Here is a 13,467-nt window from a genome sequence, read left to right on the forward strand (position 1 = left end):
GTCACTGCTCCCGGATCAGGTCGGCGTACAGTCCTTCTGCCTTGGCAAGGGCGTGGTGCGTGCCGCGCTGCACGACCCGGCCGTGATCGAGCACGAGGATCTCGTCGCTGTCCCGGATCGTCGACAGCCGGTGGGCGATGATCACGCAAGCGCAGCCGAGCCGGCGGAGGTTGTCGTCGATGCGTTTCTCGGTCTCCGCGTCGAGGGCGCTCGTGGCCTCGTCGAGCACCATGACGCTGGGCCCGCGCACCAGTGCGCGGGCGATCTCCAGACGTTGCCGCTGACCGCCCGAGAAGTTGGTGCCGCCCTCGGAGACAAGGCTGTTGAGGGTGCCGGGCCGGGAGGCCACGACGTCGTAGACGGCCGCGTCGCGCAGGGCCGCGACGATCCGCTCGTCGGGGATGGAGGTGTCCCACAGGGTGACGTTCTCCCGGACGGTTCCCTCGAAGAGGAAGATGTCCTGGTCGACGAAGGCCACCGAGTTGCCGAGGGTGTCGCGGGTGTAGGTCCGGCGTTCCCGGCCGTCGAAGAGGATCTGACCGGACCGCGGCTCGTACAGGCCGGCGATGAGCCGGCTCACCGTGGACTTTCCGCTGCCCGAGCCGCCCACCAGCGCCACCCGCTGGCCGGGCAGCACGGTCAGGTCGAAGTCGCGCAGCAGCGGATCCCCCAACGGGCTGTAGCCGAAGGTGACATCGATCATCTTCACGCTGGCCACGCTGGTGGGCCGGCGGGAGGACTTGCGCGGTGCGGGTTGGCCTGCGCCGTGTTGCCCGTACTGCCCCTGCGGATCCTGCGGCACCGGTGCCTGGCCTGCTCCGCCGGCCGGGGCGGCGTCGAGCACCTTGTTGGTGAAGTCGGAGGCCAGCGGGAACCGTTCGATGTCCTTGAGCCGGTTGATGTCGGCGGCCACGTCCTGCACCCGCGGCCCCAGGTTGCTCAACTGGGAGACGGGGCGGGTGAAGTTCGTGACCAGCGTCTGGAAGGCGACCAGGAGACCGATGGAGATCTGCCCGTCGATCGCCTTGTGCCCGCCGATCAGCAGGATGCAGCCGCTGTCCACCGCCGCCAGGAACGGCGGTACGACGGCGAGCAGCGCGGTGGGAGTGCCCAGGACCTGCGACCCTGACGCCACCTTGGCCTGGAAGCCCGCCCAGCGCCCGAAGTAGTCGTTCTCGGAACCCGACGCCTTCATCGTCTCGATGAGCTGCAGGCCGTTGAACGACGCCGCGGTCAACCGCGCACGGTCGGCCCGGAGTTTGGACACCGCGTCGCTGCGGAGCCGGGCCACCAGGCGCAGCACCACGATGTTCAGCAGGGCCACACCGACGCCGATCAGGGTCAGTTGGACGTCGTAGGTCCACAACAGGATCGCGTAGAAGACCACCAGCAGCGCGCTGACCGCTGCGGTCGCCACGTCCCGGGACAGGATCTCGGCGATCCTGTCGTTGGAGGCGACCCGTTGGGAGATCTCCGCCGGGTTGCGCTGGGTGAAGAAGACCACGGGTAGGCGTAGCAGGTGCCGTACGACCCGGGCGGAACTTCGGATCGCCGTCGACGACTCCACCCGCAGCAGATGCGTCTGTTGGAGCAGGGTCAGCACCACGGTCAGCACCGAGGCCACGGCCATCGCGCCGATCAGCGGGGTGATGAAGGAGTGGTCGCCGTTGGTCAGCACCCGGTCGATGAAGGCCCGCGTGAACGCGGGAACCGCCACGCCGGGGATGATCAGCAGGATGCTGGCGAGGAGCGCGAGCATCAGCGCCCCGCCGTTGCGGCGGTAGCGGGAGTAGAGGTCGGTGGATATGCGCGGGGGGCGTCCGCCGCGCTTGAAGTCGGGCCCGCGCTCGAAGGTCAGGACGACGCCGGTGAAGCTCTTGTCGAACTCCTCCATGGTGACCGTGCGCTTGCCGGAGGCCGGGTCGTTGAGGTGGACCACCGGCCGGCCGAGCCGCGTGCCCATGCCCTCGTAGACCACGAAGTGGTTGAAGTTCCAGAACAGGATCGTCGGCGGCCGCAGCTTCTTGAGCTTCTCCACCTCCATCTGCCGGCCGCTGGCGAGCAGGCCGTAACTCCTGGCCGCGCGGAGCAGGTTGACGGCCTTGGCGCCGTCACGGGAGACGCCGCAGGCAGTGCGCAGCTCCTCCAGCTGGACGAAGCGCCCGAAGAAGCCCAGCACCATGCTCAGTGAGGCGGCGCCGCATTCGACCGCCTCCAGCTGGATCACGGTGGGGGTCTTGACGCGCATCCGGTTCCGGGCGCGCTCGCTGCGATCGCGCCGGCGTCCGCGGCCGCGGGACGGCGGTCCGGCCGCCGCCTTCGAGTCGGCCTTCCGGCCGGGTGCGGGCAGGGGGGGCGTGGATTGAGTCGTCATTTCGGCAGCAGCCAATCGATGGGACGCTCACCGGGCAGGCGTCCGTAACCGGTGACCTGGGTCCACGAGTTGATCCGGAACGGGGGGCCCGAATTGGAGGTCCAGCGGTAGCCGCTGGTGACCTTGGAGTCGGTGTCCAGGTCGACGGTGATGCGGACCGGTCCGCCCTTGTCCAGGAGTTGCGTGGACAGCAGCTGGTTTCCGCCCAGGAAGTCCAGCACCTGCTGCTCGGTCTGCGGGAAGGCGTCCACCGCGGTGACGTGGCCGCGCATCAGGCCGAACGCCTGCGCGGGGGCCGACGACACGTCCATGTCCACGTCGTCGCCGATCTGCAGCTGGCCCGCCTTGTCGGCGGGGGCGAACAGCACGGCCACCAGCCGGTCGTTCTTGTCGTCGGTGCGCTCCACCGTCATGAACGTCGCGCCCGCGTTGACGTACTGCCCGTTGTCGACCAGCAGGGCGATCGTCCGGCCGGAGAAGGGGGCCCGGACGATCTGGGTGGCACCGTGCGCGTCGACCAGCGACAGCACCGGAGCGCCCTTGGTCACCGGGTTCCCGGTCTGGGCGAAGACGTCGGACACCAGCCCGCTCTGCGGACTCTCGACCTTGGACACCCCCAGCGGATGCGTGAGGATGCCCGGCACGTTCACGTTGCGGGCCAGGTCGCCGTTGAAGGACCACACCAGGCCGCCCGCGATGAGCACCGCCACGAGTGCCAGCACCGCCCAGGCCCGCGGCCGGGCCAGGCGCACGGGGCTGTCCAGGTCGTCGGGTGCGCGCAGGTTCTCCAGTGCCTTACGCCGGAACTCCACTGCCGCCCTCCTCTCCGCGGCTGCCGAGCAGGAACTCGCCGACGGTGGACTCGCTCTCCCAGGGCACCCCGGAAGCGGCGGCGAAGGCGTCGGAGTCGCCGCCGCCGAGCCCGCAGCCCGCGAGCCCCATCGCGGTGGCGACGCTGTACATCACCTGGTACAGCACCCCCACGTGCTTGAGCACCAGGGCGTAACCCATCGTGGAGTACTTCCACATCACCCGCCCGAAGCGCGCCGTGACCAGCAGGGTCACCTGCGGGGCGGCGGACATCTGCGCGGTCGCGCGGGACATCTCGGTGAGGCGGGTCAGTGCCGGCCCGGGCTCGGCGACCAGTTCCAGCCGGTGCCCCTCGGGGTCGTAGTGGTACAGGCCCGGTGCCACACCGTCCACCTGGTCGATCAGCGGATAGATCTCCAGCTCGTACGCCCGGCCGCCGGACGGATAGGGGCGGTCGCCGAGTTGCTGGGAACCGTCGTCGTACTGGGCCCGGTTGCGTGCGCTCCGGTACAGGAACTCGCCCAACTGCGCGGCGGTGAGGGGCGAGGCGCTGTCGTGCACCCGCAGCGAGTGCCGGTCCTCCAGTACCTCGGTGAGGGTCCGGTCGCTCGCGCGCAACGCCTCCAGGTCCACCCGGGGCAGTTCCACCGAGACGCCTTCGAAGGACGGCCGGACCGCGGGCAGCGGCTCGGCGGTGCCCTTGGCCCAGTACGTGCCGCCGTACGGAAGGTCGTGGCGTCCGACGCGGGTCCGGCTGTGGAACCACAGCTCGTGCGGCGACCACTGGGCGAAGCGGAAGTCCTCCTCGGCGGCACCGCTCCGCGGCACCAGGAAGCCGTGCCGGGCCAGCGCGCTCAGCAGCCCGGAGACCACTTCCGGCTGGTCAAGCAGGCGGGTCCGCGCACCCTCGGTGTCGGGGGAAGCCTGCTGCGTGGGCAGCGAGGCCAGCAGCCCGGCGAGCGCGGGATCGTGCAGTTCGACGGCGACGTGCGCCAGCGGCGACTCCAGCACCATGCCGGCGCTCTCGGCGCGCAGGACGGCGAAGCGGGACATCCGCAGCTCGGCCGGGTCACCGTCGTGCTTGAGAGCGGGCGGGACGGCGGGGCCGAGCGGCCGGAACGTCAACAGCGGCTCCCCCGCGGCCTCCAGGGTGACCGCCAGCCAGCCGCCCGCGCGCAGCCGCTGGAGCAGCTTGGGCGTCTTGAGCATGCCGAGCTCGCCCTCGTGGCTCCGGACGACGTCCAGCAGCTCGTCGCTGCTGACCGGCTTGGTGCCGAGCAGTTCGACGGCCGCCGCCAGTCCCGGCGACAGGGCACCCAGCGAGGTGCCGCGCTGCCCGATGAAGATCTGGGTCGCGCCGCTGGGGACGGGGACGACCCGAGCGCCCGGGTGGAGCCGCAGGAGTTCACCGACCCGCACCGGTGCGGGTGGGTGGTTGCTGATGACGCCGGAGGCGTCGGGACCAGTCATGTCATCTCCAGGGAGACTGCGGTGGGGAAAGCCCTGTTACTGGGCAAGGCCATGACGTTCAGGCCGCCACCCCGGCGGGAGCCCGCTCGGGACGACGGCATGAGAGACGGATCAACGGATCAGGACCGAGGGATCGACGGATCGACGGACCGACGGACCGACGGACCGACGGACCGACGGACCCGACCGATCAGAAGAAGACGCTGCGGGGGTTCATCTGGTCCTCGGCGGTCGCCTCGGACAGCCAGCCCAGCTTCACCGGCACGTCGTAGAGTCGGCCCGGAGCCAGCCGGCGCCAGAAGTGGCGCATGCCCGGGACCATGACCTTGGCGACCTTCAACTCCAGGTCGGGCAGGCTCTGGTCGAGGACGATCACTTCGTGGCCCGCCTTCTCGACCCGCTCGACACCGTTGCGGATGTCCTTGGCCAGGTCGCCGGAGAACAGGCCGGCGTAGGTACTGGCCGACGTGGTGGCGAGGTCGGCGGCCGGAGCGACCCACGGGTCCTGGGCGACCGTCACCTGCTTCAGCCACGCGAGCGTGTCGGGGTCGTCCTCCCAGTAGTCGGTGGAACCGTCCGCGTTGCGGTTGATCACCGCCGGAAGGAACTGGTTGACCTCGGTCAGGGCCCGCAGGACGGCGATCCGCACGTCGAAGTGCGAACCGAAGCCCAGGAGCACGTCCTCCACCGGGTGGTCGGTCCGGCGCGAGACCGCGGCGAAGGTGGGGATGCCGAGGTCGGTGGTGATGTCCACCACCTCCAGGCTGCGGTTCATGCCGGTGTAGAAGTCGCGCAGGGTGTCGATGTACGGCTCGCGCAGGCTGTCGAGGTCGAAGCCGGGTCGCAGCACCCGGTTGTACCACCACAGGGCGACCGCGTCGCGCTCGGCGATCTCGTAGAACGCCTGGAGGATCGCCTCCTCCAGGGTGTTGCCGGCGGCGTTGCCGTTGCCGTCGCTGAAGCAGTAGAAGTTGTCCACCAGGTCGGGGTGGCCGAACCAGGCGTATCCCGCCGGCACCAGGCGCTCCCGGTCGTGGGTCAGCGACCACGCCGACGTCCACTCGATCTCGCGGCTGGTGTCGAACGGGTCGGGCACGATGTGCAGCCGGCCCGCGCCGGTGTGGTTCCACACCTCCCGGCCGGTGTACTGCGCCTCGGAGTACTGCAGCAGGTCGTTGGCGTGCACCGCCAGGTCCGGACCGAGCGCGTCGAAGCTGGCACGGCGGGTGCGGCGGTCACCGCGCCACACGCCCGAGTACCGCTCGATGGCCTCGCACACGCCGCTGACGCGCGCCTGGATGTCGCTGCGGCCCTTGCCGCCGCTCTGGCCGCGCAGGTTGCGGCGCAGCATGGCCAGGTTGTCGCCGGGCATCGCGAAGTTGTGGCCGGCCGAGTAGCTGTAGGTGACACCGTTGTCGACGTCGTTGAGCAGCCGCAGCGAGCTGACCGCGCCGGTCAGCCGGCTGATGTGCTTCTCCAGCCGCTTGTAGGTGTCGTCGGGGCGCATCGTCCGGTGCCCGCCGTCCGCGCTGAACCGCACGGTCTGCTCGACCGGTTCGATCCGCGGGTCGATGTGCAGGACCGCGGGGTCACCGCAGCCGGGACACTGCGGCTGCCGGATCAGCTGGTGGCGCTCGGTGCGCATGGTCGGGACGTGCACCGAGACCAGGACACCCTGGTGGTCGGACGCCTCGGCCCCGATGATGCCGGCCACGGCGCTGGCGACCAGCTGCGCCGAGAGCCCCACCGACCAGGGAGAGGCCGCCAGCGAGGTGAGGAGCGGAGCGTTGTCGCCCCGCTTGCGCTTGAGGTACGCCTCCACCTGCCGGTTGCCGTCGAGGCGTTGGGCCAGGCAGCGCCAGCATCCGGTGACCTCGGGCACCATGTACGGGCCGGTCCAGATGTCGGCGCCGTTGGGCTTGGCCAGCATCCAGGGGATGCCGGCTTCGCGCAGGCGGGCGTCCACGGCTTCGAGTTCGGGGTTGCAGTAGTCGTCGGCGAGCACGACGACCATGGTCGGAGCGGCGGCGCCGGCCTTGGCGGCGGTGACCGGCCGCACCTTGATGCCGGTGGTCCGCAGCGCGGACACCACCTCCGCCTCGTCCACCGCGCCCACCGAGGTGATCTCCACCTGGGCCTCGTCCAGTCGCCGGGCGGCCTCGGCGGCGTCCACGCCCCGGGACTCCCAGACGGCCACCGCGGCGCGGTCGGTCCCGACCGGACCCTCCGCGAGGTGGTTGAACCGCTGGTACTTGCTCACGGCGAAGACGACTTCACCCAGCGTGAATCGGTCGGAGAGCTTCTGGGCTATCTCGGCGATCGTGTGGGTTCCGTCCAGGAAAGGCACGACATCGGCCACCGCCTTTCCCTGGACCAGGTAGTGGCCTTCCTCCGACACGAGAAAGACCCGATCCGAGCCGACGACCTGCGGGACAAGATGTGCCTTGAAGCGGGGCAGATCCACCGCGACCTCCAAAAATTATTTGACTTGGTCGAACACTTTAATACCCGCTGGGATGGGTAGAGCAAGGAAGTCAAGGTGACCGCCGGCTATCTTTTCGGTGCTCTCGACTTCCCCCCGTCGGGGGTGCCTTCTTATCTGTAGGGGGGTCGCCTCCTAGCCGTACGGGTCCCCTCCTTAAGACCACTCTGAGCTGCGGGAACCGTACGAGGTGGCAGGTTCTGCAGGTGCGGGGGCGGCTGTAAAAAGAATCGGATCGAAATGCAAAGAGCGCAGTTGACTTGCGGGTGGTCGGCTCTGGATGATTTCCGCATCAACTCGAAGCTGGCTTGATGCCAAAATCGACAAGTAAGGGGGGCTCATGGAGCCCAGGGAAAGGTCGGCATTTGTCAGCGCCTACACCAAGGTGCTGACGGCTGCATGGTCGAACGAGGACTACGTGTCGCGGCTGCAGGCGGACCCGCGTACCGCGCTGGCCGAGCAGGGTCTGGAACTGCCCGCGAATGCCGCGGTGCACGTGGTCCGGGATGTCGGCGGCGATCCCGACCTGGAGGCTCAGGTCGCGCTCTGGGGTGCCGGCGCGAAGAGCGGGGTGTACGAGCTGAGGGTCCCCGCCTCGCCCCAGATCGAGGACCGCGAACTGTCGGAGGCCGACCTGGAAGCGGTCTCCGGCGGCGACAACACCTACTGCTGCTGCTGCTGCCCCTGCTGCACCTGCACCTGACGGGGAGGGCGTCGCGGCGACCGGTGGAGTCGCGGCGCCCTTCACCTTCGTCCTTCGATCGCGCACAGCACACGCCAGAGCAGACCCGCGGAACCTCGAGGTGATACCCATGCCCGGACCGGAAGTGATCGGAGTGTCCGGACTACGCAAGTCCTACGGAGCCGTACCCGTGCTGCACGGGGTCGACCTCCACGTGGGACGCGGTGAGATCTTCGCCCTGCTCGGCCCGAACGGTGCGGGAAAGACCACCACGCAGGAGATCCTCACGGGCTTCAGCAGCCGCAGCGCGGGGTCGGTCAGCGTCCTCGGCGAGGATCCCGCGGGTGCGGGGTCGCGGTGGCGCGCCCGTATCGGCATCGTCCCCCAGGACATGGGCTCGTTCGACCAGCTCACCGTCAAGGAGGTCGTCTCGCACTTCGCCTCCCTGTACCCCGACCCCTTGCCGGTCGGCAGCGTGATCGAGCGGACCGGACTCGGCGGGAAGGCGAACGAACGCACCAGCCGGCTCTCCGGTGGTCAGCGCCGCCGCCTGGACATCGCGCTCGGCATCGTCGGACGCCCCGAACTGGTCTTCCTCGACGAACCCACCACGGGCCTGGACCCGCAGGCCCGGCGCGGCACCTGGGACCTGATCCGGGCGCTGGCGGCGGACGGCACCACGGTGATGCTCACCACCCACTACCTCGACGAGGTCGAGGTGCTCTGCGACCGGGTCGCGATCCTGCTGCGCGGAAAGGTCGCCGAACAGGGCGCACCCGCGGACATCGGCGGGCGCGCCCACGGTGAGGCCGTCATCGAGTTCCAGGCGGAAGGCCCCCTGCGCGGGGCCGAACTGCCGACCGTCCAACAGGTCGGCGCCTCGCTCGGACGGGCGGAGGGCCAGGTCCGGATCGGCACCGCGGCACCGGCCGCCACCTTGCGTGTCCTGCTCGAGTGGTCCGCCCGGCTGGGCAGTTTCGACCTGCCGGGACTGACGGTCACCAGGCCCACGCTGGAGGACGTCTACCTCCGGATGATCGCGGCCGACGCCGCGACCCCGGCGTCCGAACCCGAACTGGAGCACGTCGCATGACCGGTGGAACGGAAACCACGGCCCTGGAGTACCGGTCCGAGTCCCGCACGCCCGAGCGGTGGGCGCCTTCGATCGGCAGGGTGGCGGCGGCCCGCGCCGGCATCGAGCTGAGGAGCTACTTCCGCAACCGGCAGGCGGTGGTCTTCACCTTCGCCCTGCCGCTCGTGCTGCTGCTGATCTTCGGCGCCATCTACTCCGGCAACGCCCCCGGCACCCACACCCCCATGAAGCAGGTGCTGATCGCCGGAATCATCGCCTCCGGCATCATGAGCACCACCTTCTCCAGCCTCGCGGTCGCCATCGCGGTCGAGCGCGACGACGGCACCCTGCGCCGGCTGGCCGCGACGCCCATGTCGCCGGTGTCGTACTTCCTGGGCAAGGTCGCCCAGGCATTCGTCACCGGGGTGCTCGAGACCGTGGTGCTGCTGGCCGTCGGCGTGGGCCTGTTCGGCCTGCATCTTCCGGACACCGGGGCACGCTGGTTCACCTTCGTGTGGGTGGTCGTCCTCGGCATCGTCGCCTGCTCCTTCCTCGGCATCGCCTACAGCCGGGTGGCACCCAACGCGCGTGCCGCCGCACCGGTGGTGCAACTGCCCTATCTCGGGCTGCAGCTGATCTCGGGCGTGTTCTTCGTGTTCACCTCCCTCCCGGGCTTCATGCAGGTGATCGCGGGATGCTTCCCGCTCAAATGGATGGCCCAGGGGCTGCGGTCGGCGTTCCTGTCCGACTCCTTCCAGCAGTCCGAGGCGGCCGGCAGCTGGGAGCACGGGCGTACGGCCCTGGTGCTCGGCGGGTGGTGCCTGGCCGGGCTCCTGCTCTGCCTGGCGACCTTCAAGTGGGGGCGTGCCAAGAAATGAACGCGCTCGGCAGGATAAGAACGTGGACGGCCGTGGCAGGTCTCGCGGTGCTCGTCGCCGGATGCGGCAGCGGCTCGTCCACTCCCAAGGCCACCACTCCTCCCGCGCCGCCCCCGCCGGTCGGCGTGCCCCTGGCGACCAAGTTGCTGGAGCAGTACTCGGCGACCAGCAACGCGATCACCGTCGGGAACGTCAACAAGCTGTCCACCATCGAGGAGCCGCCGGCTTCCGTGGCGAGCAAGGCCGGCCTGACGGTCGCGAAGGCGCAGAAGATACCGGTGACGGACCGAAGCTTCGTCACGCCACGGTTCGTCTTCCCGCGCGTCACGAGCTACCCGCACTACTTCCTGGCGATCGCCCCCATGCTCCAGTCCGACCGGGTCACCCCGGAGCCGGTGTACACGCTGTTCGTCCAGGACAAGCCGTCGGCGAAGTACCGCGTCGCCTACTACCCCTTGGCCACTGACACCACCACCGGGCCGCCGACGCTGGAAGAGGACAGCTCCGACGGCGCGCCGGAAGTCACCAGCAGCAAGGGCCTGCTGGCACCGCCCGGCGAACTGGCCGCCGCGTACAACGACTTCGCGCGGGGCCACAAGGACGCCGACGTGCCACTGGCTCCGAGCCAGGCGCTCACCGTCGATCTCGCCGGCAACTTCAACGCGATCTCACAGGAGTTGAAGTCCCGGGGCGGCGTGCTGAACCGCGTCCTGCTGTCGCACGACTACCCGTCCTACATGCTGCGCACCCGGGACGGAGGGGTGCTGGCGTTCAGCGCGGTCAAAGTGCAGGACACCATGACCTCCTCCTCGGGCGAGGTCGCCCTCGACCCCGGCAGCCCGGAGGCGGCCATGGCGGGCAGCCCCCAGGGCGCGCACTCCTCGCAGTACGTGATCGACCGGCTCGAGGTGTACCTCAGCGTCATCCCGCCCGCCTCCACACCGGGCCCCGGGGTCCAACTCCTCGGCTTCAGCGACTATCTGCTGTCTGTCGACGGATAGGTCCCCGTTCCTGCGGCCCGTACCCCAGAACTCCCGGCCTTCCCGGCAGGGATCGTCCCGGCCTCACCGGCGGGGATGTTCCGGACGTCGACTGCGACGCCGGTAGTGATCAAGAAGGAGATCCATGGAACCGCGAGAGAGGTCAGCGTTCGTCAGCGCCTACACCAAGGTGCTGACCGCTGCATGGTCGGACGAGGCCTACGTGGCCCGGCTCGAGGCCAACCCGCGTACGGCGCTTGCCGAGCAGGGCCTGGAGCTGCCGGCGGAAGCCACCGTGCGCATCGTCCGGGACATCGGGGGCGACCCCGACCTGGAGTCCCAGGTGACCCTCTGGGGCGCCGGCAAGTCGACCGGTGTGTACGAGCTGCGGGTGCCGACGTCGCCCCAGATCGAGGACCGCGAGCTGTCCGAGGCCGACCTTGAGGCCGTGGCCGGCGGCGACAGCTACTGCTGCTGCTGCTCGCCCTGCTGCACCTGCACCTGATCCGAAGGTGGCCGCCGGAATCGGTCGGTCGTGACGGACGAGCTCCTCGTCCGTCATGGCCGGGCGATTCCGGCGGCGCCGGTCAAGCAACCGAACGTTCAGAAGGGTTCGAGAAATGACGTCAGCCGACCTCCCGGCCGGGCCCAGTGCGCCTTCTGCACCGGCTGCACGGCGCCAAGTGCACCTGGTCGAGCTGACCGTGATGCCCGGTGTCCGCTACAGCGCCGTACTCGGCTACCTGCAGGCCGCCGCCGAGGCGGACCCGGAGATCGCCGAGGCCTGCTCCTTCGCCAAGCACGTGTACATGCAGGGCGGGGACGCCTTCGAGACCGCCTGCACCAAGGTGCTGGACGCGCTGGACGACCCGCTGGCGGTCGCGTTCACCGTCTACTTCTGGAACCGGCCCGGCACGCTCGAACTGGCCCGCCGGATCAAGGAACGCTGGCCGCGCTGCCGCATCGTGGTGGGCGGCAACGACGTGACGCACCAGCCGGTGGTGTTCGACGAGGCCCCCTGGGTGGACGTCCTCGTCCACGGCGAGGGCGAGATGCGGTTCCGCGACCTGCTGCACGTCTTCCTGCGCCACGCGGAACCGGCCGCCGCCGACACCGAGTTGGGCACCCTGCCCGGCATCAGCTATCGCCGCGCCGACGGCGAGGTGGTCACCACCGCCGCGGCCCCCCGGATCGAGGACCTCGCCGAACTGCCCTCGCCGCTGCTCGGGACCACCTGGGCCGACGAGGACATCGCGCAGTCCCGGATGCTGGTGTACGAGACCAACCGTGGCTGCCCCTACTCCTGCGCCTTCTGCTACTGGGGCGGGGCCACCAACTCCAAGATCCGCCAGTTCCCCATGGAACGGATCCTGAGCGAGCTGGACCGCATCGTCCGGGTCGCCGCCAACGGCACCCAACTCTTCATCGCCGACGCCAACTTCGGCATCGTCGCGCGCGACGTCGACATCGCGCGCCACATCGTGGAGCTGTGCCGGCGCCACAACAAGCGTCTGCTGGTGATGACGAACTGGGCGAAGAACACCAACGGCCGGGTGGTGGAGATCGCGGGGATCCTCTACCGGGCCGGACTGACCGGGGCCATCACCCTGTCGGCACAGTCCTTCGACGCCGAGGTCCTGCAGATCGCCAACCGCCGCAACATCCGCGTCGACAACTACCGGCGCATGCAGACCCAGTTCCGGGCGCAGAACATCCCCACGTACACCGACCTCATCTGGGGTCTGCCCGGCGAGTCGCGCGCCACCCACATGACCGGGATCGAGGAGGCGATCACCTCGGGCGGATCACCGGTCATCTACCCGCTGCTGCTGCTCAACAACACCGACTACACGCATGACCGCTTCCGGGAGGATCACGGCCTGCGCACCAGGCACCTGCCCTGCGACCCCGGAAACACGGACCTCATGGCGGACGTGGTCATCGAGCACTCCCGGGTGACGTTCGAGGACTGGGTGAGCGGGATGGCCTTCCGGATTCCGCTGACGCTCTTCCACAAGTGCCTGCTCCGCTCGACCCTGCGGGTCCTCGCCGAGACCTCGGGTACGCGCACGGTGGATCTGGTCGAACTCCTCGGCACGTTCCTGCGCGAGGGGGCGGTGGAGGACCCGCTGATCTCCTTCCTGATGGCTGACTACGACCGTGTCTGGCGGGAGCCCGAGAGCTTCGACCGGGACATGCTGTACCGGAACATCGGGCGGCCCGTGATCCACGAGGAGCTCCACTACCAGGCAATTCTGCGGCGCATGGTAGGCGATGAGGACCGCGCCGCCCGCTATGCTCGGGCTGCCGTGGATTTCCTGTACGAAGAGCTCACCTCCCAAGGGCGCCCCTTGCCGGACCGCACCGACCTCGACATGGTCACCGGTCTGGATCTGGCGGCGGCAGCGGTGTTCCGCGCGGGAATCCACGGGAAGGCGGAGCAGCACGACTTCGCCCTGCCGGAAGCGCTGTTCGACCTGCTGAGGTCGTACGGAGACGTGCCGGGCGGCGCCCCCGCCGCCACTTCCGGCGAAAGTCTGGTGCACGGCCGGATCGAGGTGCCCGAGGCGAGAACCCGCTACCCCTTCAGCGCGTACTCGCTCTCGGTCTGGCACGGCAGCGGACGCCCGCTCCACGACGTCGGCATGCGGCTCGATGTCCAACGCCTGCCGGAACGGGAGACGGTTCAGCCGATCGCGGTTCCCCACACAGCCTAGCC

At 69.6% G+C, this 13,467-nt stretch carries 10 protein-coding genes; 6 read left to right on the forward strand and 4 right to left on the reverse strand.

The window, feature by feature from the left end; genetic code table 11:
• Position 1 precedes the first annotated feature (1 nt).
• From C4U44_RS10690 to C4U44_RS10705, 4 genes are all read right to left on the reverse strand, one after another.
• Positions 2-2,374 carry an NHLP family bacteriocin export ABC transporter peptidase/permease/ATPase subunit gene (locus C4U44_RS10690; protein WP_103885464.1) on the reverse strand — a complete coding sequence of 791 codons (2,373 nt, stop codon included), beginning with the start codon at positions 2,372-2,374 and terminating at the stop codon, positions 2-4.
• On the reverse strand, positions 2,371-3,186 hold the full coding sequence (locus C4U44_RS10695; protein ID WP_103885465.1) for an HlyD family efflux transporter periplasmic adaptor subunit: 816 nt from the start codon (positions 3,184-3,186) through the stop codon (positions 2,371-2,373). The genes C4U44_RS10690 and C4U44_RS10695 overlap by 4 nt, the downstream gene beginning before the upstream one ends.
• Positions 3,170-4,654: a SagB family peptide dehydrogenase gene (locus C4U44_RS10700; protein ID WP_103885466.1), complete on the reverse strand. Its 1,485-nt coding sequence runs from the start codon at positions 4,652-4,654 to the stop codon at positions 3,170-3,172. The genes C4U44_RS10695 and C4U44_RS10700 overlap by 17 nt, the downstream gene beginning before the upstream one ends.
• 190 nt (positions 4,655-4,844) lie before the next feature.
• Entirely contained in the window at positions 4,845-7,118 is a 2,274-nt protein-coding gene (locus C4U44_RS10705) for a TOMM precursor leader peptide-binding protein (protein WP_146088236.1), read from the reverse strand.
• Positions 7,119-7,476: 358 nt separating this feature from the next.
• Between C4U44_RS10705 and C4U44_RS10710 the strand changes: the two genes are divergently transcribed.
• The 6 genes from C4U44_RS10710 to C4U44_RS10735 all read left to right on the forward strand — a co-directional run bounded on the left by C4U44_RS10710 (position 7,477) and on the right by C4U44_RS10735 (position 13,465).
• Positions 7,477-7,839: a hypothetical protein gene (locus C4U44_RS10710; RefSeq protein ID WP_103885468.1), complete on the forward strand. Its 363-nt coding sequence runs from the start codon at positions 7,477-7,479 to the stop codon at positions 7,837-7,839.
• 109 nt (positions 7,840-7,948) lie between these two features.
• On the forward strand, positions 7,949-8,911 hold the full coding sequence (locus tag C4U44_RS10715; RefSeq protein ID WP_103885469.1) for an ABC transporter ATP-binding protein: 963 nt from the start codon (positions 7,949-7,951) through the stop codon (positions 8,909-8,911).
• Entirely contained in the window at positions 8,908-9,768 is an 861-nt protein-coding gene (locus C4U44_RS10720) for an ABC transporter permease (protein WP_103885470.1), read from the forward strand. The genes C4U44_RS10715 and C4U44_RS10720 overlap by 4 nt, the downstream gene beginning before the upstream one ends.
• A gap of 32 nt (positions 9,769-9,800) precedes the next feature.
• A complete protein-coding gene (locus C4U44_RS10725) occupies positions 9,801-10,769 on the forward strand; it encodes a hypothetical protein (RefSeq protein WP_103885471.1) in 969 nt (322 codons plus the stop codon).
• 124 nt (positions 10,770-10,893) lie between these two features.
• A complete protein-coding gene (locus tag C4U44_RS10730) occupies positions 10,894-11,253 on the forward strand; it encodes a hypothetical protein (protein ID WP_103885472.1) in 360 nt (119 codons plus the stop codon).
• Positions 11,254-11,368: 115 nt separating this feature from the next.
• Entirely contained in the window at positions 11,369-13,465 is a 2,097-nt protein-coding gene (locus C4U44_RS10735; protein ID WP_160145012.1) for a radical SAM protein, read from the forward strand.
• Positions 13,466-13,467: the final 2 nt, after the last annotated feature.

Source organism: Actinacidiphila yanglinensis (assembly GCF_900107965.1).
In the GTDB taxonomy this organism is placed as follows: domain Bacteria; phylum Actinomycetota; class Actinomycetes; order Streptomycetales; family Streptomycetaceae; genus Actinacidiphila; species Actinacidiphila yanglinensis.